This is a genomic window from Streptomyces sp. BBFR51 (genome assembly GCF_044591655.1).
Classification (GTDB): Bacteria; Actinomycetota; Actinomycetes; order Streptomycetales; family Streptomycetaceae; genus Streptomyces.
Genome location: NZ_CP172448.1, coordinates 820,541 through 843,879 on the forward strand (window position 1 = coordinate 820,541; position 23,339 = coordinate 843,879).

The 23,339-nt window shown below is 71.5% G+C and carries 19 protein-coding genes; 7 read left to right on the forward strand and 12 right to left on the reverse strand.

Translation table 11 applies throughout. From position 1 onward, the window contains the following. Positions 1–10 precede the first annotated feature (10 nt). Entirely contained in the window at positions 11–913 is a 903-nt protein-coding gene (locus ACGH7X_RS03790) for an oxygenase MpaB family protein (RefSeq protein WP_399881574.1), read from the reverse strand. A 40-nt stretch (positions 914–953) separates the two neighbouring features. Then, on the reverse strand, positions 954–1,331 hold the full coding sequence (locus ACGH7X_RS03795; RefSeq protein ID WP_399881576.1) for a four-helix bundle copper-binding protein: 378 nt from the start codon (positions 1,329–1,331) through the stop codon (positions 954–956). 125 nt (positions 1,332–1,456) lie between these two features. Here ACGH7X_RS03795 and ACGH7X_RS03800 point away from each other — a divergent pair, with 125 nt between their 5' ends. Further along, complete coding sequence (locus ACGH7X_RS03800; RefSeq protein WP_399881578.1) at positions 1,457–1,813, forward strand: DUF6479 family protein; 357 nt, start codon at positions 1,457–1,459, stop codon at positions 1,811–1,813. Positions 1,814–1,920: 107 nt separating this feature from the next. Next, complete coding sequence (locus tag ACGH7X_RS03805; protein WP_399881580.1) at positions 1,921–3,570, forward strand: cytochrome bc complex cytochrome b subunit; 1,650 nt, start codon at positions 1,921–1,923, stop codon at positions 3,568–3,570. On the opposite strand, the gene ACGH7X_RS03810 is transcribed toward ACGH7X_RS03805, so the two are convergent. The 6 genes from ACGH7X_RS03810 to ACGH7X_RS03835 all read right to left on the reverse strand — a co-directional run bounded on the left by ACGH7X_RS03810 (position 3,546) and on the right by ACGH7X_RS03835 (position 11,641). After that, the gene (locus tag ACGH7X_RS03810) at positions 3,546–3,956 is read right to left on the reverse strand and encodes a cytochrome c oxidase subunit 4 (protein ID WP_399881582.1); all 411 of its coding nucleotides are present in this window, start codon (positions 3,954–3,956) and stop codon (positions 3,546–3,548) included. The genes ACGH7X_RS03805 and ACGH7X_RS03810 overlap by 25 nt on opposite strands. Continuing rightward, positions 3,953–5,629, reverse strand: a complete 1,677-nt coding sequence (gene ctaD / locus ACGH7X_RS03815) for a cytochrome c oxidase subunit I (RefSeq protein WP_399881584.1) — start codon at positions 5,627–5,629, stop codon at positions 3,953–3,955. The genes ACGH7X_RS03810 and ctaD overlap by 4 nt, the downstream gene beginning before the upstream one ends. A gap of 153 nt (positions 5,630–5,782) precedes the next feature. Then, positions 5,783–8,578, reverse strand: coding sequence for an alpha/beta hydrolase family protein (locus ACGH7X_RS03820; RefSeq protein WP_399881586.1), 2,796 nt, complete (start codon positions 8,576–8,578; stop codon positions 5,783–5,785). A 110-nt stretch (positions 8,579–8,688) separates the two neighbouring features. After that, on the reverse strand, positions 8,689–9,447 hold the full coding sequence (locus tag ACGH7X_RS03825; RefSeq protein WP_399881588.1) for a hypothetical protein: 759 nt from the start codon (positions 9,445–9,447) through the stop codon (positions 8,689–8,691). Continuing rightward, positions 9,444–10,940 carry an ATP-binding protein gene (locus ACGH7X_RS03830; protein ID WP_399881590.1) on the reverse strand — a complete coding sequence of 499 codons (1,497 nt, stop codon included), beginning with the start codon at positions 10,938–10,940 and terminating at the stop codon, positions 9,444–9,446. Before ACGH7X_RS03830 ends, ACGH7X_RS03825 begins: the two co-directional genes overlap by 4 nt. Positions 10,941–10,951: 11 nt before the next feature. Further along, the gene (locus ACGH7X_RS03835; RefSeq protein ID WP_399881592.1) at positions 10,952–11,641 is read right to left on the reverse strand and encodes a response regulator; all 690 of its coding nucleotides are present in this window, start codon (positions 11,639–11,641) and stop codon (positions 10,952–10,954) included. 113 nt (positions 11,642–11,754) lie between these two features. Between ACGH7X_RS03835 and ACGH7X_RS03840 the strand changes: the two genes are divergently transcribed. Together ACGH7X_RS03840 and ACGH7X_RS03845 are read left to right on the forward strand one after the other, a co-directional pair. Further along, positions 11,755–12,684, forward strand: coding sequence for a DUF3152 domain-containing protein (locus tag ACGH7X_RS03840; protein WP_399881594.1), 930 nt, complete (start codon positions 11,755–11,757; stop codon positions 12,682–12,684). A 171-nt stretch (positions 12,685–12,855) separates the two neighbouring features. Further along, complete coding sequence (locus tag ACGH7X_RS03845; protein WP_399881596.1) at positions 12,856–14,436, forward strand: carbohydrate-binding protein; 1,581 nt, start codon at positions 12,856–12,858, stop codon at positions 14,434–14,436. 85 nt (positions 14,437–14,521) lie between these two features. On the opposite strand, the gene ACGH7X_RS03850 is transcribed toward ACGH7X_RS03845, so the two are convergent. Both ACGH7X_RS03850 and ACGH7X_RS03855 read right to left on the reverse strand, forming a co-directional pair. Next, positions 14,522–15,568, reverse strand: coding sequence for an SPFH domain-containing protein (locus ACGH7X_RS03850; protein WP_399881598.1), 1,047 nt, complete (start codon positions 15,566–15,568; stop codon positions 14,522–14,524). 2 nt (positions 15,569–15,570) lie between these two features. Beyond that, positions 15,571–16,002 carry an NfeD family protein gene (locus tag ACGH7X_RS03855; RefSeq protein WP_399881600.1) on the reverse strand — a complete coding sequence of 144 codons (432 nt, stop codon included), beginning with the start codon at positions 16,000–16,002 and terminating at the stop codon, positions 15,571–15,573. A 126-nt stretch (positions 16,003–16,128) separates the two neighbouring features. On the opposite strand from ACGH7X_RS03855, the gene ACGH7X_RS03860 reads away from it, so the two are divergent. After that, positions 16,129–17,730, forward strand: a complete 1,602-nt coding sequence (locus tag ACGH7X_RS03860; protein ID WP_399881602.1) for an amidase family protein — start codon at positions 16,129–16,131, stop codon at positions 17,728–17,730. An 84-nt stretch (positions 17,731–17,814) separates the two neighbouring features. Here the strand turns inward: ACGH7X_RS03860 and ACGH7X_RS03865 are convergent, their stop codons facing one another. Next, positions 17,815–19,686 carry a right-handed parallel beta-helix repeat-containing protein gene (locus tag ACGH7X_RS03865; RefSeq protein ID WP_399881604.1) on the reverse strand — a complete coding sequence of 624 codons (1,872 nt, stop codon included), beginning with the start codon at positions 19,684–19,686 and terminating at the stop codon, positions 17,815–17,817. Between the two features lie 379 nt (positions 19,687–20,065). Here ACGH7X_RS03865 and ACGH7X_RS03870 point away from each other — a divergent pair, with 379 nt between their 5' ends. Then, positions 20,066–21,253 (forward strand): GntR family transcriptional regulator, encoded by a 1,188-nt coding sequence (locus ACGH7X_RS03870; protein ID WP_399881606.1) that lies wholly within the window; start codon positions 20,066–20,068, stop codon positions 21,251–21,253. A 42-nt stretch (positions 21,254–21,295) separates the two neighbouring features. Here the strand turns inward: ACGH7X_RS03870 and ACGH7X_RS03875 are convergent, their stop codons facing one another. Continuing rightward, on the reverse strand, positions 21,296–22,078 hold the full coding sequence (locus ACGH7X_RS03875; protein ID WP_399881608.1) for an IclR family transcriptional regulator: 783 nt from the start codon (positions 22,076–22,078) through the stop codon (positions 21,296–21,298). Positions 22,079–22,343: 265 nt separating this feature from the next. Between ACGH7X_RS03875 and ACGH7X_RS03880 the strand changes: the two genes are divergently transcribed. Next, positions 22,344–23,195 carry a fumarylacetoacetate hydrolase family protein gene (locus tag ACGH7X_RS03880; protein ID WP_399881610.1) on the forward strand — a complete coding sequence of 284 codons (852 nt, stop codon included), beginning with the start codon at positions 22,344–22,346 and terminating at the stop codon, positions 23,193–23,195. Positions 23,196–23,339 lie beyond the last annotated feature (144 nt).

The window sequence follows — 23,339 nt, forward strand, 5'->3', positions numbered from 1 at the left end:
CCCCCGTGGTTCAGTCCGCCCCGCCCTCCCCTGGCCGGTCCAGTATGGCGGCTTGTGCCCCGAGTTTGTATGGGGCCGGGCGGGCGGCCGGCCCGAGCCGTGCCACGGCGCGCAGGATGTGTTTGGGCGGCAGCTGCCAGCGCAGACGTGCGGGAACCGCGCGCAGCAGGGTGCCCGTGGCGCGCAGGCGCCGGGTGACGGTGGCGGGCGCGGGCGCCGGCCTGCCGTAGAGCTCGTGCGCGTACGGCGGTAGTGAGTCGTACGCAAGACGGGCGACCCGCCGCCACAGCAGCTCGCGCGCCGGGACCAGGAGGGGGTGCGTGGGCGGGCGGAGCAGGAAGTCGTCGACCTCGTGCGCCTCGTCCCCCGCGGCCAGCTCGGGCCGTACCCGGGCGAAGTAGGCGGCCAGCTCGGCCCGGTTCGCGGGTACGGAGCCGGCGTCGAGACCGACGAGGCGGGCGCTGTGCCGGTGCTCGGCCAGATAGCGGTCGGCGTGGGCGTTCGTGAGCGGGAAGCCGGAGCGGCGCAGGACGTGCAGGTAGGAGTCGATCTCGGCGCAGTGCACCCACAGCAGCAGCGCGGGTTCGTCGACGCCGTAGCGTTCCCCCGTGTCGGGGTCGGTCGCGCCGAGCATGCGGTGGATCTTCCGTACCCGGGCGCCGGCCCGCTCGGCGGCGTCGGTGGTGCCGTACGTCGTGGTGCCGACGAAGCTCGCGGTGCGCATCAGCCTCCCCCAGGCGTCGCGCCGGAAGTCGCTGTTCTGCATCACGCCGCGCACGGCGCGGGGGTGCAGGGCCTGGAGGTAGAGGGCGCGGACGCCGGCCACCCACATCATCGGGTCGCCATGAGCCTGCCAGGTCACGGAACCCGGGCCGAACAGCCCCGGATCACCGTCCGTCCGCGTCGCCGCCATAGGGGCAGGCTAACCCCGCTCGGGACCCGCTCCCAGGGCCTCAGCGCAGGGTGGCCAGGAACTCTCCGCAGGCGCGGGCGCAGTCGCGGCACGCCTTCGCGCTCTCCTCGGCGCCCGGGTGGTCGTCGAAGACGTGCGCGCTCTCCAGGCACACCTGGCGGCACCACTCCAGCTGGGCGCCGATGGAGGCCTCGTCCACCTGGTTCTGCTCGGACAGCACCCGACAGGTGGCGTCGCAGACCTCCGCGCACATGATGCCCCTGCGTCGTACGAGTTCCTGGTTCTCGGTCCCGTCCGGGTCCACGAGGCTCGCCCGCAGGGCGCAGGCCCGAGCGCACTCGGTGCACGCCTGTGCGCACGCGAAGCGGTCCTCGAGGAAGCGGAACAGTTCCTGCTGGGAAGTCGTCGTCGATGTCACACCGGTCGGGTTGCCGCTGGGGGCGGCCGCAAACCGCCGGCCCCGGCGTCTCCAGGGGTTCCGGGCGGCTTTCCCGTGCCGTTCTCCGGCAGGTTGGTGACGTGGGCCGGGGGTACCCGCGCTCCATGAACAACGCATGGATGGACCTGGCAGCGGGTTCCGGCGCACTCGGCGTCTGGCTGATCGTGGCGGCCGTCGTGGTGGTGGCCGTGCTGATCGGGGCGTTCGCGTTCGGCAGCCGGCAAAAGCGCCGTGAGCTGCCGCCGCCGCGTCCCGAGGAGCAGCCCCGCATGCCCGACGAGGGGCCCGTCGGCGAGGTTCGCGAGCAGCGGGAGCCCGACGAGATGCCCAAGAGCGACGACCGCACGCTGCCGCACGACCTCGGGCACCAGGGCAGCCGCACCGCCTCCGGGCAGGACCGGCCCCGCTGGGACGAGGGCAGCAGCGGCTCCTTCGGCAGCGGCGGGCCGGGCGGACGCTGACCCGGCCCGTGACACCCTGCCGATGCCCGGGCGCGGGGCAAGCCGAAGGGTGACCGTACCGGGGCGGAGAGTAGTTTCCGGCCCGGGCGGCGGGGAACCCATGCGCCGTGCTGTTGCAGAGGAGAAGGGCCCGCGCGGGTGCGCGGGCCCGCCACGCGGCCGAACACACCGTCAACTGGGCCGACGGGCGGCTCCCCGTCTCCGAGGGCGGGGGGCTGCTGCGCAAGGCCTTCCCCGAGCACTGGTCGTTCCTCCTGGGCGAGATCGCCCTGTACAGCTTCGTCGTGCTGCTGCTGACCGGGGTCTGGCTGACGCTGTTCTTCAAGCCCTCGATGACGGAGGTCGTCTACAACGGCTCGTACGAGCCCCTGCTGGGCGTGAGCATGTCGGAGGCCTACCGCTCGACGCTGGACATCAGTTTCGACGTGCGCGGCGGGCTGATGATCCGGCAGGTGCACCACTGGGCGTCCCTGGTGTTCCTTTCCGCCATCGGAGTGCATCTGCTGCGGATTTTCTTCACCGGGGCGTTCCGCCGACCGCGTGAGGTCAACTGGCTGATCGGTGTCACGCTGTTCGTGCTGGCCCTCGCCGAGGGCTTCGCCGGCTACTCGCTCCCCGACGACCTGCTGTCCGGGACGGGGCTGCGCATCGCGCAGGGGATCATGCTGTCCATCCCGGTCGTGGGGACGTACATCAGCATGTTCGTGTTCGGCGGGGAGTATCCCGGCGAAGACATCGTGCCGCGGCTGTACTCGCTGCACATCCTGCTGCTGCCCGGCCTGCTGCTGGCGCTGGTCACGCTCCATCTGATCCTGGTGTTCTACCTCAAGCACACCCAGTGGGCGGGCCGCGGCCGCACCAACCGCAACGCGGTGGGCAAGCCGCTGTTCCCGCAGTTCATGACGAACTCCACGGGCCTGTTCTTCATGGTCTTCGGCGTCTTGGCGGTGCTCGCGGCGGTGGCGCAGATCAACCCGATCTGGGCGTACGGCCCCTACCGTCCCGACGTCGTCTCCACGGGCTCGCAGCCGGACTGGTACGTCGGCTTCCTGGAGGGTTCGCTGCGGCTGATGCCCCCGTTCGAGACGGCGGTGGCGGGCCACACCGTCATGTGGAACGTGCTGCTGCCCGCCGTGGTGCTGCCGGGCGCGCTGTTCGCGGTGCTGTACGCCTACCCGTTCTTCGAGCGGTGGGTGACGGGCGACCACGAGGAACACCATCTGTGCGACCGGCCCCGGGACAAGCCCGTGCGGACCGGTTTCGGCGTCGCCGCGATCTGGTTCTACGGGGTGCTGCTGCTGGCCGGCGGCAACGACATCCTCGCCCACACCTTCCACGTGTCGCTGAACCTGCTCACGTGGGTGTTCCGGGTCTTGCTGGTGGCAGCGCCGCCGATCGCCTTCGCCGCGACCAAGCGGATCTGCCTGGCGCTCCAGGAGCGCGACCGCGAGCGCCTCACCGAGGGCGAGGAGACGGGCGAGGTGCGGCAGACCCTGGCGGGCGGCTATGCCGAGAGCCACGGGCCCCTCGACCCGGAGGAGCGGTACGTGCTGCTGGCCCGCAGGGAGCCCGAGCCGCTCGCGACCACCGCGAAGGAGGGCGACGCACCGCACGTGGGACGGCTGCGGGCGACGCTCAGCGAGTGGTACTACGGCGACCGGGTCGACGTCGAGGAGCCGGAGCCGGAGCCGGAGTCGACGCCGGAATTGCCGTCGACGTCGAAACCCGGGGCCTACTCGGGCGAGCCGGAGCGCTGAGTGCCCCGGTCGGCGTACTGGAAGACCAGGCCGCAGACTCCCATGGCCAGCAGGCCGAAGCCGATCAGTGCCAGCCACAGGCCGAAGACGATGCCGAACGCGAGTACCACGGCGGCCAGCGCGATGGTGATCGGCCAGGGGCTGTGCGGCGAGAAGAAGTCGAGCGGACCGGCGGTGTCGATGATCTCGCCGTCGCCGCGGTCCTGCGCCCGCAGGCCGCGCCTGCGGTACTGCACGCGCAGGAAGAACGCGACGAGCGAGGCCATGAGGAAGGCGATGGTGAGGGCGGCGGTGCCGGCGGGCTCACCCGACCACCAGCCGTAGAGAGCCGCCTCCGTGCCGAAGAAGACCGCCACACCGGTGAACAGACGGGATTCGGTCCTCACTGCACATGCCTCTGATCGTGTCGGCTGACGTCGGGATGGTGCAGGTCGAACGCCGGTGACTCGGAGCGGATCCGGGGCAGCGACGTGAAGTTGTGGCGCGGCGGCGGGCAACTGGTGGCCCATTCCAGGGAACGGCCGTAGCCCCAGGGGTCGTCCTGCTCGACCTTCTTCCCGTAGTGGTGGGTGTGCCACACGTTGTAGAGGAACGGCAGTGTGGACAGACCGAGCAGGAAGGCGCCGATGGAGCTGATGGTGTTGAGCGTGGTGAAGCCGTCCGCGGCCAGGTAGTCGGCGTAGCGCCGCGGCATGCCCTGCTCGCCGAGCCAGTGCTGGACGAGGAACGTGGTCTGGAAGCCGACGAAGAGCGTCCAGAAGTGGATCTTCCCGATGCGTTCGTCGAGCATCTTCCCGGTGAGCTTCGGCCACCAGAAGTAGAAGCCGGCGAACATCGCGAAGACGACCGTGCCGAACACCACGTAGTGCAGATGCGCGACGATGAAGTAGGAGTCCGTCAGGTGGAAGTCCAGCGGCGGGGAGGCGAGCAGGACCCCACTCAGGCCGCCGAGCAGGAACGTGACCAGGAAGCCGCACGACCACAGCATGGGAGTCTCGAAGGACAGCGAGCCGTGCAGCATCGTGCCGGTCCAGTTGAAGAACTTCACTCCCGTCGGTACGGCGATGAGGAACGACATGACGGAGAAGAAGGGGAGGAGTACGGCGCCCGTGGCGAACATGTGATGGGCCCACACCACCGCGGAGAGCATGGTGATGGCGATGGTGGCGCCGACCAGGCTGACGTAGCCGAAGACCGGTTTGCGGCTGAAGACCGGGATGATCTCGGTGACGATGCCGAAGAACGGCAGCGCGATGATGTACACCTCGGGATGGCCGAAGAACCAGAACAGGTGCTGCCACAGCAGCGCTCCGCCGTTCGCGGCGTCGAAGACATGCGCGCCGAACTTCCGGTCGGCCTCCAGCGCCAGCAGCGCGGCGGTGAGCACGGGGAAGGCGGGCAGCACCAGGATCGAGGTGAACAGCACGTTCCAGGTGAAGATCGGCATCCGGAACATGGTCATGCCGGGGGCGCGCAGGCACAGGACGGTGGTGATGAAGTTGACGGCGCTGAGCGTGGTCGACACGCCACTCAGCACCAGGCCCATGATCCACAGGTCACCGCCCGGGCCGGGGCTGAAGACCGCGCTGTTCAGGGGGGCGTAGGCGAACCAGCCGAACGAGGCCGCTCCGCCGGGGGTCAGGAAGCCCGCCGCCACCGTCAGACCGCCGAACAGGTACAACCAGTACGAGAGCGCGTTGAGCCGCGGGAACGCCAGGTCCGGGGCACCGATCTGCAACGGCATGACGGCGTTGGTGAACCCGGCGAACAGCGGGGTCGCGAACAGCAGCAGCATGATCGCGCCGTGCATGGTGAACAGCTGGTTGTACTGCTCGTTGCTGAACAACTGCAGCCCCGGGCGGGCGAGTTCACTGCGCATCAGTATGGCGAGGATGCCGCCGAAGAGGAAGAAGCCGAACGACGTCGCCAGGTAGAGATGCCCGATCACCTTGTGATCCGTCGTCGTGGCCCACCGCACCAGCGCCCGCCCCAGCGTGCGGTTGGTCCGCTGCCGGGCCGGCGTCCGGCCCTGCGGCTCGGTTCTTCTGTCCACCGCCATGCGGCGGAGGGTACCCAGGCGCCGACGGCTCGGGCGTACGGCCACGCCGGGGCCGGCGCCGTGCGGACGGCCGACTGGGCCACCTGGCGCACGCGGATGCGGACCGGACGGTGCCGGCCGCGCACCCGCGTGCGGGGCGTGCGGGGTTCGGGGTTACGGGGCGTCGAGCACGGTGCCGGTCAGCACCGGGCCCTGGGGCTCGCCCTCGTCGTCCAGGCTCCGCAGTCCGAGGTACTCGGTGGGTTCCGCGACCTCGTCGCCGATCGTGGGCACCGTCACCTCGGCGTCGGACATGCCGGGCGGGACGGTCGCCCCCAGCCAGAAGTAGTCCAGCCGGGAGAGCGGGACCTCCCCGTCGGGGACCTCCCCCGCGGTCTCCAGCAGCCAGTCGCGGTCGACGTCCATGGTGGACAGCTCGGGACGGGCGTCGTCGGGCACCACCACCAGCGTCGTGCCCAGCTCCACGTCGGCGGGCTCCGACAGTGAGACGCGCCAGCGCAGCGGCTGCCCCTCGGTGACCTCGTCGGCGACGGGCGTCACGCTGATCCGGGGCATCGGATCGTCGTTCTCGACCGTCACGCCGCCCAGGTAGGAGCCGACGACCGAGCCGTGCACCGCCTTCACCAGCACGTCGTGGGAGATGTCCCAGGCGTACCGCTCGTTGCCCGTCACCTTGACGGACACGTCGATGCCGGGGCTGCCGGGACCGACGGTGACCAGGCGGGTCTCGGCGTCCCCGGTGGCCGGGTCCGTGACGTACGTCCGGACCGTGCCGCTCTTCTTGCCAAAGACACGCACCGGCACGTGGTACGTGCGTACGCCCGAGTCGCCCTCCTTGACCGTCGCCCGGCCGACGTCGACACGGGTCAGCGGGGCCGGCCGCACCTCGGGCGTACCCGCCTGCCATGCGTAGGCGTCCATCAGCCATGCCTTGCCGGCGCGGGAACGCGGCGTCAGTTCCAGCGAAGCGACGCGGCGCAGGTCGACTCCGGCGCGGGCGGCGGCGGTGAGCGGTACGCGCAGCTCCTGCGCCCAGTAGGAGGCCGTGCGATCGCTGCCCGGCAGTCCGTCGGCGTGGACGGCGCCGAGGGTGGCACGCCTGCCGGCGGCGTCGGTGACGGAGACGTCGAGCCGGGTGCCGGTGCTGCCGGGCGGCACGATGACGCGCAGGGCGAGACTGCGCGCGCCCTTCAGGGAAACGGGTGCGCCGGGACGGACGCGGATCGCGGTGCCCGGTGCGGACCAGTCCAGGGCGATCGCGCTGCGGCCGGCCTCGCGTTCCGGTCCCCAGTACGCGAAGTGCGGTGAGGAACCGCGCGCGTCCTCGCCGAGGCAGGCGGTATCCGGGTCGGGGTCGATCGCGGAGCACAGGCGTCCGCCGGTCACCTTCACCCCGCCGTCGGGCAGGAGACCGGCGCCGCGGCCGGCGCCGACCGCGTGCGTCAGCACCCGGGCCGGGTCGGCCGAGGGGGCGCGCCGGCCCGTGCCGTCGATCAGCTCGCGCACCCGGTCGTCACCGGCGACGAACAGCCGGGCGGCGGCGGCGATGTAGGTCGCGCCGGCCCGGTGCTGCTGCCCGGCGGTGAGCCGGGTCGGGCTGCCCACGGAGCAGACCGGGTCGGGGTCCTCGGGGTCCTCCCAGAAGTCGTCGGAGGCGGGTGCCTGCGCGAGGCCCGGCGTCCACTCGCTGTTGAAGTAGTTGTGGTTCGCGCCCGTGACGTGGACCGCGCTGTGCAGCGCCCGGCCCCGGCTCACGCCGCGGGTGCCGTCGACGTACAACTGCCCCTGGAGGTCGGCGACATCGCCGTCACAGCCCGGCAGGATCGTCAGTGACGGCACGTCGGGCACCGGGTTCTGGCCGAAGGCGGTGGGGCCGACGAGCACGGTGCCGCGGATGTTCCAGCGGGTCCGCCCCTGGTGGCCGTCCTGGCTCGCGGGCGGTGGGTAAAGGCTGTCCATGGCTGCCCGGGCGACACCTTCGCCGCCGCGGGAGTGGCCGACGAGCAGGACGCGCGACGGATCGGCCTTCGGGCCCCGGCGTACGGCGGCCGGGGCGGTGGAGGTGCCGGCGGCCCAGTCGGCCCAGCGGGCCAGGTGTGCGCGCACCAGTGTGGAGCGGGCCTGGGCACCGCCGTCCTCCAGGGCACCGTCCTGGCCGTTGATGCCGTTGGCGGAGATCGAGACGGTCACGTAGCCCTGGGAGGCCAGCAGCTTCTGGTCCTGGAGGTAGCCGCGGTGGCTGGGTATGGGCCGGGCGTCGTCGGCGCAGGGCCAGTCGATCGTGACGGCCTCCTCGCCCTGGCCGGGCACGTAGCAGGTGGCGTGGCGGCCGTGCAGGAAGAGCGCGAGGGGGCGTTTGCCGCTCGCCCCCTTCGGCGCGACGACCACGCCGCGCATCTCGACCGGGGCGGACAGGCCGGGCAGCCGGACCGGGTCGAGCGTGTACTCGCCGGTGGACGTGGCGAACCGGCCGGGTCTGCCCGGGTCGACGGCGCCGGCGGGGAGTTGGGGCGGGAGTTTCGCCGGGGGCGCGTCGGAGGGGCGGCGCTGCCGGGCGGTGTCACCCGGCTTCTCGTCCAGCCGGCGGCCGGCGGCACGGACCTGGAGGTCCGTCAGCCCGTCCGGTGCGGGCGGTGCGGCGGCGTCCAGGGGTAAGCGGAAGGTTCGACCGTCCCCGTCCGGTTCCGGGACGCCGAGGAGGCGGCCCTCGGCGTGGAACTCCACCCGTGCGTCGCCGGGCCGGACGACCCGCGGGGAGCGCCACTCCAGGGATCTCGCCGCACCGGTGCCGGTGATCCGCCAGCCGGACGGGAGGTCGGCGGTGCCGTCCGGTACCGCCCGGACGGACGCGGCGCCGGGCGGCTGCGGCCCGGCGTGAGCCGCGGGGGCGGCCCCCAGCAATGTCAGCACCGCTGTCGCGGCGGCCCATGTCGTTCGAGCACGTATCAAGAATCCGCTCCTCAATACCTCGGTTCGGGGCTCCGCCCTTGCGGACGCCCCTTGTTGGAGGAGGGGAGGGAGTTCCTTCGGGTTGCCTGTGGGTCGCCGGCCGTAAGCCGTCAGCGGCCGCCGGTGCCGCCTGTCCCGCCCGTCGCGCCCGTCCCGCCCGTCCCGCCCGTCCCACCGACGCTCCCGCCGGTCCCGGAGGTCGCGGCGGTCTCGGGAGCCTCGTGGGTCTCCGGGGTCTTGCGGGCGGCGCCCGTCGGACAGTCGTCGCTGGAGCGGCCGGCCAGCCTGCCGCCGGGCTGCTCGACGGTCACCTGCGCGCTGCCCAGTGCCGGGTCCTGCCGCAGCCGGGCGACGGCGACCGTGCAGGCCAGCTGGTCGACGGCGGTGTCGCTGAGGCTGTCCTCGCCTCGTGGAAGCCGGACGTTGACCACCGTCCCGTCGGTGCGGATGGTGGGAGCCGCGGCGGCCGGCGGCAGTTCGGTCGTCAGCCCCTCCCCCCGCTCACGGGCGTCGGGCCCGTCGAACAGCATGAGTACGGTGCTGCCGAGGTCGGTCGTGCCGGGCACCGTGCGGGGAACCGCCACCAGGTCGCCGTCCTCGACGAAGTAGAGCGGGACCGTGATGACGGGAACCGCCGCAGGTTCGGCCTCCGACGGCGTGGCGGTGACGCCCGGCTCCAGGACGCCGGTCGCCGGTTCGCCCGCCTCGACCACGCCGGTCTCGGGGATGCCGCAGGCGGAGAGCGGGAGCAGCGCCCCCACGAGCAGCAGCGGGAGCGCGCGCCGGGTCCTTCGGCCGACGCGCCCGCCGACCGGTTTCGTACGGCGCGGGGGCGTCGCGGCCGCCCGCGGTGGCGCCGGTGGGGTCATGTCCGGTCCTCCTTCGCCGAGTGCGCCGTACGGTGCGCCGCGTCGTCCGGCGGCAGTGGCAGGACGACCGTGAAGACGGCGCCGCCGTCCGGATGGTTGGCCGCCCGGACGGTGCCGCCGTGCAGGCGTACGTTCTCCGTGGTGATGGCCAGTCCGAGGCCGCTGCCCTCGCTCCGGGCACGGGCGTCGGCCGACTTGTAGAAGCGGTCGAAGACGTGGGGCAGCACGCCCTCGGGGATGCCGTCCCCGCCGTCGCGGACCGTGATGACGGCCTGCCTCACGGCACGCGGGTCGTCCTGCGCGTGGAGGTCCAGGCGGACCGGGGGCGCGCCGTGCCTCAGGGCGTTGGCGACGAGGTTCGCCACGACCACGTCGAGGCGGCGCGGATCGACCCGGCCGCGCAGCTCGCCCGGTTCCGGCAGGCCGGTCCCCACGGTGTCCTGCCAGCCGCGCGACGCCAGCGTGCGCCGTACGGACTCGGCGAGATCGATCTCGTCCAGGTGCAGGGCGGCCGCCCCGGCGTCGAACCGGGAGATCTCCATCAGGTCGTCCACGAGTCCGGCCAGCTTGGTGGTCTCCTCGCTGATGAGGCGTACGGCCGTCGCGGTGTCGTCGTCCAGGCCGGCCGCGTCCTCGTCCAGTACGTCCGTCACCGCCGACATCGCGGCCAGCGGGGTGCGCAGTTCGTGCGAGACGTCCGCGGCGAAGCGGCGGGCGCCGGCCTCCATGCGCCGCAGTTCCGCCACCGAGGCCTCCAGCGCCGCCGCGGTGTCGTTGAAGGTGCGGGAGAGTTCGGCGAGTTCGTCGGAACCCTGCACCGCGAGCCGGGTGTCCAGGCGGCCCTGGGCGATGCTCCGGGTCGCCCGGCGCAGCGCCCGCACCGGACGCAACACCCCGCGAGCGGCCAGCAGCGCGACCAGGACGGCCAGGACCAGGGCCGGCACGGTGGCGCGTTCGATGGCGGTGACCAGCGCGTCGACGTAGCCCTGCTCGTCCTGCTGCGGGACGGTGAGGTAGACCTCGAGGCCGGAGGCGCGCCGCTCGGTGCTGTGGCGGCCGGAGAAGGTCACGGGCATGCCGACGACCAGCGAGGAGTGGCCGTCGCTCGACACCCGCTGGAACACGGTGGCCCGGCGGGAGCGCACGGACTCCCGCATCGACGAGGACAGTTCCCGAAACGGGTCCCCGGGCGCGGACGTCGCGCTCGCCTCCCGGTAGGCGACCAGCACACGCCAGTTCTGGGACCGCCCGCCCCGCGACACGTCGCCGGCGAACGACTGCAGGTCGGCCGCGTCGGGCGGGAACCGGTAGTTGGGGACCAGGGTGTTGACGCGGTGCCGGAAATCCTCGATCACCGTGTCCTGGCTCTGCTGCAGAACCCCGGTCCGGGCCTCACGGAAGGTCAGCGCGCCGGTGGTCACCGTGGCCACGACGGCGACGAGGGTGAAGGCCACCACCAGCCGCACGCGCAGCCCGTTCAGCGCGCGCGGCACCCGCGGAACCCTCACCGGGTCCCGAACCGGTAGCCGAAGCCGCGCACGGTGTGGACGTAACGCGGCCGGCCCGCGGGCTCACCGATCTTGGCCCGCAGTCGTTTGACGCAGGCGTCCACGAGCCGCGCGTCCCCGTGGTAGCTGTGCTCCCACACGGCTTCCAGGAGTTGCTGGCGGCTGAACACCTGCCCGGCCGAGGCGGACAGGGTGAGCAGCAGCCGCAGTTCGGAGGGGCCGAGGGCGACGAGCCGTCCCTGGTGGGTGACGGTCAGTCCGGCCCGGTCGATGACCAGGTCACCGTGGTGTTCGGTGCGCGGCGTGCCCGGGTCGTCCGCCGCGCCGCCCACCCGGCGCAGCACGGCGCGGATGCGTGCGTCCAGCACCCGGGCGCGCACCGGTTTGACCACGTAGTCGTCGGCTCCGGACTCCAGACCGACAACGATGTCCGTGTCGTCGCCGCGAGCGGTGGCCATGATGATCGGCACCTGGTCGTGGGCGCGTATTCGGCGGCACACCTCGAGGCCGGACATGCCCGGCAGCATGAGGTCGAGGACCACGGCCTCGGGCCGGAACGACCTGAGCTGTTCCAGTCCGTCCTCGCCCGTCGCGGCCGCGGCGACCTCGTGTCCCTGCCGGCGCAGCGCCAAGCGAACGCCCTCCCGGACGGCGCGGTCGTCTTCGATGATCAGGACCCGTGGCATGGACCTCAGTATGCGCGCGGACGGGCGGGGGTCCGCGTGCGGGTGACGGCTGTTACACAGCGGTCCAGAAGCCGTCCACGGACGATCACACGCCCGGGGCACGCTTTGTGATCATGAATGAGCACCGACCGACCCCTTCGTCGTCCTCCGGCGTGGACCGCCGGCTCCGCCGCAGCCGCGGCGGCGGGGCCCGCCGGAGACGGGGCGGCCGGTCCCGCCTGCTGTGGCCGGGACTCGCGGCCGGGGCCGTGCTGGTGCTCGCCGCCGGTCTGGCCCTCAAGGGGGGTACGGACCCCGCCGGCCCCGACGCGACGGGCGCGTCCTCGGCGTCCGGGCGACCCGAGTCGCACGGGGTCGTCGAGACGGAGGAGGCGCGGACGGCCGAGCCCACGCCCCAGGAGGAGCAGGAGAAGGGCGAAGAGAAGGAGCAGGAGGACGGAAAGGGGAAGGGGGAGGGACGCGACCCCGGTTCGATTCCGTCGTCCGGGCCCGGGACGTTCGCCACCGCGGACGGCGGCGGTGACCGGGTCGGCGGGAGCGGGCGGACGCTGACCTACGTGGTGCAGGTCGAGGACGGCATCGGGATCGCGGCGAAGGACGTGGCGGCCGAGGTCGAGCGCATCCTCGCCGACGAGCGGGGCTGGACGGCCGACGGCGAGGTGGGATTCAGGCGGGTGTCCGGCGGCACCTCCGACTTCCGGGTACGGCTCGCCACGGCGGCGACGGTGGACGACATCTGCGGCCAGTACGGTCTGGACACCGGTGGCGAGGTCAACTGCAACGTGGGCCAGGACGTCATGGTCAACCTCAAGCGGTGGCTGCTGGCCACGCAGTACTACGCGGACGACGTGACGTCGTACCGGGCGCTGATCATCAATCACGAGGTCGGGCACTTCCTCGGCCACGGTCACGAGGGGTGCCCCGGCGCGGGGCGCCCGGCACCGGTGATGATGCAGCAGATCAAGGGGCTGCACGGCTGCCGGACCAACGTCTGGCCCTACGACGCGGAGGGCCGGCCGATCACCGGGCCCGCCCTCGGCTGAGGGTGGAACAACACTCACGGCATCGTTCACGAATGTTCATGCTCATGAATACGAATCATATACCGGACCGTTGACGCGTTCACGGCAAGCCTCTATGGTCCCACGGGAAAGCGCTTTCTCCAGCCGATCCTCCCACCGAGTCCTGGTCGGACCCAACCCCCTGGAGACACGATGCAAGCGAGACCCGTCATCGCGAGCGTCGGCCTGCTGGCCGGCACGCTCGTCGCCCTGTCCGGCACCTCGGCGCAGGCCGCCTCCGCCCGTTACGAGGCCGAGAACACCTCCGCGGTCTGCACCGGCACCATCGACTCCGACTGGTCGGGCTACTCCGGCAGCGGGTTCTGCAACGGCACCAACGCGACCGGCGCCTACGCCGAGTTCTCCGTGAGCGCCCCCGCCGCGGGCACCGCGACGCTGAGCGTCCGCTTCGCGAACGGCACCGGTGACGCACGGGCCGCGAACATCATGGTGAACGGCGCGAGCGTCGCGTCGGCCTCCTTCGAGGTCACCGGCGCATGGTCCACGTGGGTGACGAAGACCTTCACGGTGCCGGTGCGGGCGGGGGACAACACCGTCCGCCTCAGCCCCACCTCGTCGGCCGGCCTGCCGAACATCGACTACGTCGACGCCGTGACGGACGGCGACGACACGACGACGCCGCCGGCCGGCTCCGCGCTGTACGTGTCGCCCGACGGCAGCGACGGCGCTTCCGGGACGGAGGTCGACCCGACCACCCTCACCTCGGCGATCGGCCGGGTCTCCCCCGGCGGCACGATCTATCTGCGCGGCGGCACCTACCGCTACGCGCAGACGGTCACCGTCCCGCAGGGCAACGACGGCACCTCGGGCGACCGCACCGAACTGTCCGCCTACCCGGGCGAGACGCCGGTGCTCAACTTCGCCGCCCAGTCGGAGAGTTCCTCGAACCGGGGGCTCGCGGTCAACGGGTCGTACTGGCACGTCAAGGGGATCGTCGTCGAACACGCCGGGGACAACGGCATCTTCGTCGGCGGCAGCAACAACGTGTTCGAGCGCACGGTCACACGCTTCAACCGCGACACCGGGCTGCAACTGTCCCGGGCGACCTCCGACACGCCCCGCGACCAGTGGCCGTCCAACAACCTGATCCTGAGCGCGGAGTCGCACGACAACGCCGATTCCGACGGCGAGGACGCCGACGGCTTCGCCGCCAAACTCACCTCCGGCCCCGGCAACGTCTTCCGCGACGCCGTGTCCCACAACAACATCGACGACGGCTGGGACCTCTACACCAAGGACGAGACGGGCGCGATCGGCGCGGTCGCCATCGAGGACTCCCTGGCCTACGAGAACGGCACCCTCTCCGACGGCACCCAGAACTCCAGCGGCGACCGCAACGGCTACAAGCTCGGCGGCGAGGACATCGAGGTCGACCACGTGGTGCGCCGCAGCATCGCCTACCGCAACGGCAAGCACGGGTTCACCTACAACTCGAACCCGGGCACGATGACGATCTCGGACAACGTGAGCATCGACAACGCCGAGCGCAACTTCTCCTTCGACAAGGGCAGTTCGGTGTTCCGGAACAACACCTCGTGCCGCGACGACGACGGGTCGAACGACAAGACCGTGGGCGACGCGGACGGTTCGAACCAGTTCTGGACCGGCTCGAACGGATCCCGGTGCTCCGCCTACGCGGGCGCCCTGGACTGGTCCTTCGCCTCGGACGGCACCCTCGTGGTGACCTTCGGCGGCAACCGGGTCACCCCGTAGTCACCCGTAGTCACCCGTAGTCACCCGTAGTCACCCCTGGTGGTCGCGTGCCTCGCACCGCGGCCCCCGCCCGGGGTCCGGGTTCTCACCGGTCCTCGGGCGGGCGGGCGCGCAGCGCCTCGGGTGTCACGCCGTTGGCCCTGGCCGCGTCGGCGAGTGCCTGGGCGGCGGCCTCCGCGGCCTGCGCGGTGTCGCTGGCGGCCTGGGCGGCCCCCTCGTCCGACGACGGGGTCTCGCGGGTCGCGGGTGACTGCGGGAGCGCCTCGGTGAAGGCGCGGGACACTCCCTGGAGCGCGGAGGTGACCTCGCTGGGGATGACCCAGAAGGTGCTGCCCGAGCCCTGCGCCAGTTGCGGCAGCACCTGGAGGTACTGGTAGGCGAGGAGCTTGGGGTCGGGGTCGTTGCGGTGCACGGCCTGGAAGACCTCGTCGATGGCCCGGGACTGTCCCTCAGCCTTGAGGATCTCGGCGGTGCGGTTGCCCTCGGCACGCAGGACGGCGGCCTGCTTGTCGCCCTCGGCGGTGAGGATCTGCGACTGGCGCTGGCCTTCCGCGCCGAGGATCGCGGCCCGCTTGTCCCGCTCGGCCCGCATCTGCTTCTGCATCGCGTCCTTGATGGACTGCGGCGGATCGATGGCCTTGATCTCCACCCTGTTCACCCGAAGCCCCCATTTGCCGGTGGCCTCGTCCAGTACGCCGCGCAGCTGGCTGTTGATGGTGTCGCGCGAGGTCAGGGTCTTCTCCAGGTCCATGGACCCCACGACGTTGCGCAGTGTCGTGACGGTGAGCTGCTCGACCGCCTGGAGGAAACTCGCGATCTCGTAGAAGGCCGCGCGCGGATCCGTGACCTGGAAATACAGCACGGTGTCGATCTCGACGACCAGATTGTCCTCGGTGATGACCGGCTGCGGTTTGAAGGAGACCACCTGCTCCCGCAGGTCGATCACCGGATAGACGCGGTCGATGTACGGGATGACCAGGCTGAGTCCGGGTTTCAGCGTGCGGTGGTATCGGCCGAGCCGTTCGACGTTTCGGGCCCGGGCCTGCGGCACGATGCGCACCGCCCGCACCACGGTGAAAACCGCGAGAAGCGCGACGATCACACCGGCGATGAGGAACGCCGAAGCTTCCATGGTCACTCCCGGGGATAGACGAATGCGGTGGTACCGCTGATCTCCATGACGTCGACGGTCGCACCCCGGGGAATCACCAGCGTCTCGTCGTAGGAACGGGCCGTCCATTCCTCACCGCCGATGCGGACCCTCCCCTCCATCCCGGTCACCTCGGAGACGACGTAGGCGGCTTTGCCGACCAGTGCGTCCACCCCGAATCGCTCGGTCTGGGGCTGGATGACATGGCGGAGCGCTATGGGGCGCAGGAAGAACAGAGTGACCGTGGAGACGACAGTGAACACCAGGAATTGAAAGGGCGTCGAAAGGCCGACCGCCGCGGTTCCGGCCGTGATCAGCGCGGCCCCGCCCAGCATTCCCAGCGCGGCGGTCAGGGTGAAGATCTCCGCCACGATCAGGACCGCCGAGACGATCAACCAGATCAGCCACGGATCCATTGCGACCCCCTTTCGGCTTTGAGTTTATTTTACCGGCTTTCAGGAAAAGCGGACCCGTCCGTCACCGGCGGGCACGCCGTGAGGGACCCTTGCGGGGTGCGGCCCCGATGCAGTGGGCTGTCCGTCATGAACAGACGACGCATCGCCACACTGACCGCCGCCCTGGTCACGACTACCCTCCTGGCCGGTGCCCCCGCCCGTGCGGCGCGGTCCGCCGATCCCGGTGCGGGCGGCTCGGTGCCCTCCGCGGGCTCGTCCCTCCCGCGGGGAGTGGATCTCGACACGGTGACGATCCCGGAATTACAGGCGCGCATGAAGCGCGGTGCGCTGACCTCGTCGGCTCTGACCCTGGCGTATCTGCGCCGGATCGAGGCCGTCGATCCGCGGATCAACGCCGTGCTGCGCACCAGCCCGACCGCCCTGCGCCAGGCCGCCGCCAGCGACGCCAGGCATCGCCGGGGCGCGGTCCGCGGGCCGCTCGACGGCATTCCGGTCCTGCTCAAGGACAATGTGAACACCCACGACATGCCGACGACGGCCGGTTCGTCGGCGCTGGCCACAGCCGCACCGGACTCGGACGCGGACCTGGTCGGGAGGCTGCGGGCGGCGGGCGCGGTGATCCTCGGCAAGGCCAACATGTCCGAGTGGGCCAACTTCCGCGCGGCCAGGCCGACGTCGGGGTGGTCGGCGGTGGGCGGGCAGACGAACAACCCGTACGTCCTGGACCGGAACCCCTGCGGATCGTCCTCCGGTTCGGCCGCGGCGCTCGCGGCGTCGCTGACGCAGGTGGCGGTCGGCACCGAGACCGACGGCTCCATCGTGTGCCCGGCCGGCATGAACGGCGTGGTCGGCCACAAACCGAGCCTCGGGCTGGTGAGCCAGTCGGGGATCGTGCCGATCTCGGCCGAGCAGGACACCGCCGGTCCCATGGCACGCAACGTGATCGATGCGGCGCTCACCCTTTCCGTGCTCAGCGGACACGACGTCGTACGGGCGGACGGCACCGCCGGCCTCGCGGACGGGGCCACCCGGCCCGGCACCCTGCGCGGCAAGCGGATCGGCCTGTGGCGGCTGCCCTCGCTCGGCGAGGAGGTGGACGCCCTGATGACCCGCACGGCGGGGCGCCTGCGTGCCGCGGGCGCCGAGGTCGTCGAGGTGACCCCGCCGTATCAGGACCGGCTGGCCGAACTCGAGTTCCCGGCGCTGCTGAGCGAGTTCCACCGGGACATCGACGCCTACCTCGCCACGCGCCACGGGCCCCGCAATCTCGCCGAGCTGATCGAGTTCAACCGCACGCACCCCGCCGAGCAGGCGTGTTTTGCCGGCCAGGAGCTGTTCGAGCAGGCGCTGGTCGCGCCGTCGACCACCGACCCGCGCTACCGGGCCATGCGTGCCGAGTTGACGGATCTCTCCCGGCGCTCCATCGACGAGACCATGGCCGAGCACGACCTGGACGCCATCGCCTCGCCGGCGAATCCGCCCGCGTGGACGACCGACTGCGCGCGGGGCGACAACGACGTGATCCCGTCCTCCACTCCGGCCGCCGTCGCCGGATACCCCTCCTTGTCGGTGCCCGCCGGCTCCGTGAACGAGCTGCCGGTCGGCCTGCTTCTGATGGCCGGCGACCGTCAGGACGCCGAGCTGCTGTCGCTCGGGGCGGCGGTGGAGCACCGGCTGGACGCCTGGCGGGCACCGCGGTACCTGCCCACCCTGCCGAGCGGCGGCTGAGCGGACGCGCCCCTGCCGGGCAGCGGCGCGTGCGGCACGCTGCCCGGCAGGGGCGCTCATCGGGTGCGGTCGCTCAGCGACCGCTCACTGGGTGTCCCCGTCGGGCAGCGGGTAGGGGAAGTCGGCGGTGACTCCGATCTTGTCGTACTCCATCTTGGAGGCGTCGTAGCCGTCCTCCCAGTTGGCGTTCTCGACGTCGTTGCACTGGTAGCTCTGGTACGACTGGTCGGTGGTCCTGCCCACCTCGATGTCCTCGAAGGTGAAGCCGCAGCCGCCGGCGTCCATGTGGATGCCGCGGGTGCCGCTGTCGGGCATCGACTCGTCCGGGATCACGTCGCCGATGACCATCTGGCGTACGTGGTTGTCCATCGGGTACGGCTCGACGTTGTTGACGCCGTACGTGTAGAAGGCGCCCATGTCGCCGCTGTCGAGACCGGCCTCGTCGATGCGGAGGTACTCGAAGGTGTTGTCGCGGGCGTAGTTGTCGCCGATGGCCACTTCCGGCCGCACCTCGAGGCTGATGCCGTAGCGGGCGCTGTGCTTGACGTGGCTGTGGCTGACCGTGTTGTGCCCGGTGTTCATCAGCTCGATGCCGGAGGCGTCGCCGGGGTTCAGTTCGCCGTAGTGGGTGATGTAGTTGTTGGTCAGCAGATGGCCGTTCGAGGTGTTTCCCTCGCCCGGGTAGGGACCCTCGACCTTGATGCCGTCGGCGCCGATGTTCGCCAGCAGGCTGTCGCGGACCGTCAGCCCGTCGTTGGCGGCGAGGGCGTAGACGGCGTGGTATCCCGTGTCGGAGATCTTCAGCCGGGACAGGGTGATGTCCTTGCTGTTGGTGAGCAGGACGGCGCCGAAGCGGTTGCGCGGCATCTCGATCTGGCGGTCGTACTCCGGGTACTTGTGCACCTCGCCGCTGTCGCCGTCGCTGATCCACCCGTTGCGGTACCAGTCGACGAAGTCGGTGTACTGCAGGGCGAGTCCGTCCAGGGTGATGTCCCGCACCCGCCGGTCCGGGTCGGCGCCGGCCAGGTCGAACAGTGTCTTCACCGTGGGGCGCAGCACGGTGACGCCGTCGATGTCACCACGGGGCTTGTAGTACAGCTGGCCCTTCTTGAAGTCCAGGTAGTACTCGCCCGCCTGGTCCAGGAAGTCGAGCGAGTTCTGGAGGAAGTAGCGTGAACCGCCGCCGGAGTTGTTGAGCGCGTAGCGGGTCCAGTACTTCAGCGTCATCTGGTTCTTGGCGGGGTTCCAGTCCCGGATCGGGACCGTGTCGGTGAACCAGCTCCAGCTGCCGCCGGACCAGACCACCGCCTGGGCGTTGGTGAGGTCCCAGTCCGCGTCCCAGTCACCCGGGTTGGAGTACAGCCACTGGTGCACGGCCTCCTTCTCCGGCTCCGGCAGCGTGGAGGTCAGGTACGGGGCCCACTCGTCGTCTGACTTGCGGTTGGGGTAGCGGGCCGTGGTGGCGCGCTTGCCGTCCTCGAAGAGGGTGTAGAAGGGGTTGTCGGTGCCGACGTCCGCGCGGTAGATGCCGTCCTTGTACTCCTCCCAGCCGGTGACGGGCTCGGCGCCCATCACCCGGGCCTTGCCTGGGCCGTCGTAGGAGCGGTAGACGACCCGGTGACCGCCGCTGCCGGAGTCCCGGTCGTCGAGTTCGACGGCGCGGTCCACCGAGTAGTCGCCGGCGCGCAGGTTGACGTTGATGTCGCAGTGCATGCGGCCGGGGCGGTTCAGGCCCTTGTCGCGGATGTGGTCGCGCGCTTTTTCGATGGTCTTGAAGGGCTTGCTCTCGGTGCCCTTGGCCCTGTCGTTCCCGTCGGGGGACACGAAGAGCTCGGTGGCCCTGCAGCCGGCCGCCTTGGCGCTCGCCTCCGGTGTGTCCAGTGTCGCCCCGGCGACCAGCAGGGCGCCGGCCGCGAGCAGCAGCGGAAGTCTTGTCCTTCGTCGTACGGGTCGCACTGTTCGTACGGGTCTTACTGGTCGTACCTGGAGGGTTGGCACGAGTTCTCCTTGCCGCGTGGAGTTCAGTGTCGTTGTCGGGATCGTCGTGGTCGGGATCCGTGCACCGGCCGGCGTCGCGTGCCGTCAATTCGCGGGGGCCCACCACGCCGGCTCGCGGTCCTGGTGCGGGAGTCCGGCCCGGGGCACTGATCCCGGCAGCGGGCCTTGCGGCACCGCGCACACGATCTAGTGGGTCACTGATCGAGCAACGATAGTTAATATGTTCGTGCCGAGGTCCCGTCAATACGCTGGCCCGAACCTGAAATTGATGACCGTGGGGGCGACGGATTCACGGCGCCCGAGTCATAAGTTCATGCATCCCAGGAAGCGCGGTGCCATGACCGATCCCGACCTGCCGTCGTTTCCGCAGCTGAGCGCGGAGGACCGGACGGCCCTGGCGGAGTTCTCCGAGCAGTCTCCCGGAGCGCTCCGGTCGCGCAGCCGCATCGTGCTGGCCTGTGCCGAGGGATTGACCAACGGGGAGATCGCGCAGCGGCTCCGGGTCAGCCCCGCCACGGTGGCCAAGTGGCGGGAGCGCTATCTGCGCCGGGGCGTCGCCGGGCTGCGGGACGCCCCGCGCCCGGGGCGACCGCGCAGCGAGATCCGGCAGGAGGCGGAGGCCCGGGTGGCCGCGGTGCTCGAACAGGCCCGAAGCGGCGCCCCGGTGCCCTCGACCCGGGCCCTTTCCGACACCACGGGCCTGTCGCAGTCCACGATCGCCCGGATCTGGCGGGAGCAGCAGACCGCACTGCCCGACCCGCCGGCGCCGGTCCACCGCGGGCCCCGTGAGGGGGCCGGCGCCAGCGGCGGCGGGCCCGTGCCGGGCGCGGCGCGCGTGCCGCGGCAGTTGCTCTCCGACCAGGTGTACTCGCTGCTGCGCGACTGGATCGTCAGTGGCCGGCTCGCCCCCGGGGAGCGTTTGGTGGAGTCGGAGATCGCGCGTGGTTTCGGCACGAGTCAGGCGCCGCCCCGTGAGGCGATCAAGCGGCTGGCCTACGAGGGCCTGGTCATCTCGCAGCCGCACCGCGGCACCTACGTCGCGCGGGTCTCCGAACGGCAGGCGCAGGACGTCCGGGACATCCGGGTGATGTTCGAGGAGTACGCGGCCCGCCGGGTGACCGGGCGGCTGGACGCCGAGCACACGCGGCTGCTGACCGAGGACGTGGCCCAGCTGCGTCGGGCGGCCGCCAAGGACGACATCGGCGCCTTCCGCGACGCCGACATGGCGTTTCACCGTCACGTGTGCGAGTCCGCCCGCAACGCGGCGATGATCCGTCTGTGGCGCATGATCGAGTCCAGCCTGTGGGATCTGCACGTGCTGGGCGACCCGCGCTACGCCGGCGGCTGGGGCGCGATGGCCGAGCACCACGCCGAACTCCTGGAGGTCCTGCGCTCGGGCGACCCCGACGTCGCCGGTCCGATGTTCGCCTCCCACGCCGCGGGGGAGGTGTCCCGCTACCTTTCCGGCCCTCCCGAACCCGGTGCCGAGCCCGATGCTGAGTCCGATGCCGAGCCCGGACGGTGAGGCGATGGCGCCGCGTCCGCCCGGGTCGCGTCGGGGCCCCGGTCAGCCCCGTCCGCCCATCCTCCCCACGACGCCCCTGATGAGCTCGGCTACGGCCGCCACCCGGGCGGGCGTGGCCTGGGACTTGAGCAACGACGAGCTGACGGCGAAGGGCTGGCCGGCCGCCGGCGGTCCGGGCACCGCCATCGCGACGCACACGATCCCGTCGGCGGTCTCCTGGTCGTCGATCGCGTAGCCCGCCGAGCGCGCGTCCCGGAGTTCGGCGAGCAGCGGACCGAGTGCCGTGATCGACCAGGGCGTACGGGCCTCGAACGGTTCGCGTCCGGCCAGCAGTTCGCGCACCTCGGCGTCGTCCAGGCCGGCCAGCATGACCTTGCCCAACGCCGTGCACGTGACCGGCAGCCGGGCGCCCGCCCGGCCGGTGAGGCGCATCAGGACGGTGCCCTCGTGCACCGCCAGGTAGACGACGTCCGCGCCGTCCATGGTGGCCAGTTGCAGCGTCTCCTCCCGGTCGCCCAGCCGGCCCACCTGTTCCCTGAAGGCGCGCACGGGGTCGAGTGCGTCGAGGTAGGACTGGGACAGTCGCAGCAGACCGGGGCCGAGCGCGAAGCCGCCGTCCACGGCCCGGACCAGTTCGCGCTCGTGCAGGGCCGCGCAGATGTTGACGACGGACGCGCGCGGTATGCCCCCTGCGGCGGCGGCCAGTTGGGCGGGCGACAGCGCACGGCCGCGGGCGTCCGCCAGCGCGTCGAGGATCGCTCCCGCCCTGAGCACCGCCGGCGCGGGTGCGGCACTGGCCCATACCGATCCATCCCGAGTACCCATGCGGCTCACCCTAGCCGTCAACCTGTTGACAGAACAGCAGTCCATTGACAACAACTGGGGCCATACACCGATACTGAGCCCGGAATTCCAGGGTGCGGCACGACACTCCCGGACGGCGCGGACGCCGCACGCACCCGGGAAGCGGCACCGCCGTGTCACGGCGACGGCCACCCCTGCCCCGCGCACCTCCACCCGGCCGCAGACAGACGTGTCCGGCACGACCGACAGCCGGCCGAAGTCGGCCATCGACAAAGGAAAACGGCACATGAAGCTCGTACGGCTCGGAGAACCCGGGCAGGAACGCCCCGCAGTCATCGACGACCGGGGCATCACCCGGGACCTGTCCCCCCTGACCCGCGACATCGACGGGCCCTTCCTCGCGGCGGACGGTGTCGCCCGTACCCGCCGCGCACTGGCCGAGGGCACCCTTCCCGCACTGGAGGCCGAGGGCCTGCGGTTCGGGCCCCCCGTCGCGCGGCCGGGCGCGGTCATCTGCGTCGGACAGAACTACGCGGCCCACGCGGCCGAGTCCGGCAGCGAACCGCCCACACGACCGGTGGTCTTCTTCAAGCATCCGAACACGGTCGTCGGCGCGCACGACGAGGTGGAGATCCCGCGCGGCTCGGCGAAGACGGACTGGGAGGTCGAGCTCGCCGTCGTCGTCGGGCGGACCGCGAGGTACCTGGACTCCCCCGAGCAGGCCCTCGAGCACGTGGCCGGCTACGCCGTCTCGAACGACGTGTCCGAGCGCGACTTCCAGCTGGAGCACTCCGGCGGACAGTGGTCCAAGGGAAAGTGCTGCGCCACGTTCAACCCGCTCGGCCCCTTCCTGGTCCCGGCCGGCGAAGTGCCCGACGTCCAGGGGCTGCGGCTGCGGTCCTTCGTGAACGGTGAGCCCCGGCAGGACTCGCGGACGGCGGACATGATCTTCTCCGTCGCGCAGATCGTGTACGACCTGAGCCAGTACCTCGTCCTGGATCCCGGGGACGTCATCAACACCGGGACTCCCGAGGGGGTCGCCCTGTCCGGGCGCTTCCCCTACCTGAAGCCGGGCGACGAGATGGAGATCGAGATCGAGGGACTGGGGCGCCAGCGCCAGCGGCTCGGCACGGCCTAGCCTCCGCCGGAACCGGTGGCCGCCGACCCCTTTCCAGTCATCACTTGTATGATACGTTACGACTTGATGAGGGCACGGTTACGGGGGCTTCCCCCGGCGGCCGCACAGCGCCCGTTCCCCAGGTCCGACGGCACGCTCCCCCAC

What these genes read in the sequence shown, in the direction of transcription:
- ACGH7X_RS03790 (WP_399881574.1), bottom strand. Translation starts at nt 913, where the DNA reads ATGGCGGCGACGCGGACGGACGGTGATCCGGGGCTGTTCGGCCCGGGT.
- ACGH7X_RS03800 (WP_399881578.1), top strand. Translation starts at nt 1,457, where the DNA reads ATGAACAACGCATGGATGGACCTGGCAGCGGGTTCCGGCGCACTCGGC.
- ctaD (WP_399881584.1), bottom strand. Translation starts at nt 5,629, where the DNA reads ATGGCGGTGGACAGAAGAACCGAGCCGCAGGGCCGGACGCCGGCCCGG.
- ACGH7X_RS03825 (WP_399881588.1), bottom strand. Translation starts at nt 9,447, where the DNA reads ATGACCCCACCGGCGCCACCGCGGGCGGCCGCGACGCCCCCGCGCCGT.
- ACGH7X_RS03835 (WP_399881592.1), bottom strand. Translation starts at nt 11,641, where the DNA reads ATGCCACGGGTCCTGATCATCGAAGACGACCGCGCCGTCCGGGAGGGC.
- ACGH7X_RS03840 (WP_399881594.1), top strand. Translation starts at nt 11,755, where the DNA reads ATGAATGAGCACCGACCGACCCCTTCGTCGTCCTCCGGCGTGGACCGC.
- ACGH7X_RS03845 (WP_399881596.1), top strand. Translation starts at nt 12,856, where the DNA reads ATGCAAGCGAGACCCGTCATCGCGAGCGTCGGCCTGCTGGCCGGCACG.
- ACGH7X_RS03850 (WP_399881598.1), bottom strand. Translation starts at nt 15,568, where the DNA reads ATGGAAGCTTCGGCGTTCCTCATCGCCGGTGTGATCGTCGCGCTTCTC.
- ACGH7X_RS03855 (WP_399881600.1), bottom strand. Translation starts at nt 16,002, where the DNA reads ATGGATCCGTGGCTGATCTGGTTGATCGTCTCGGCGGTCCTGATCGTG.
- ACGH7X_RS03860 (WP_399881602.1), top strand. Translation starts at nt 16,129, where the DNA reads ATGAACAGACGACGCATCGCCACACTGACCGCCGCCCTGGTCACGACT.
- ACGH7X_RS03870 (WP_399881606.1), top strand. Translation starts at nt 20,066, where the DNA reads ATGACCGATCCCGACCTGCCGTCGTTTCCGCAGCTGAGCGCGGAGGAC.
- ACGH7X_RS03875 (WP_399881608.1), bottom strand. Translation starts at nt 22,078, where the DNA reads ATGGGTACTCGGGATGGATCGGTATGGGCCAGTGCCGCACCCGCGCCG.
- ACGH7X_RS03880 (WP_399881610.1), top strand. Translation starts at nt 22,344, where the DNA reads ATGAAGCTCGTACGGCTCGGAGAACCCGGGCAGGAACGCCCCGCAGTC.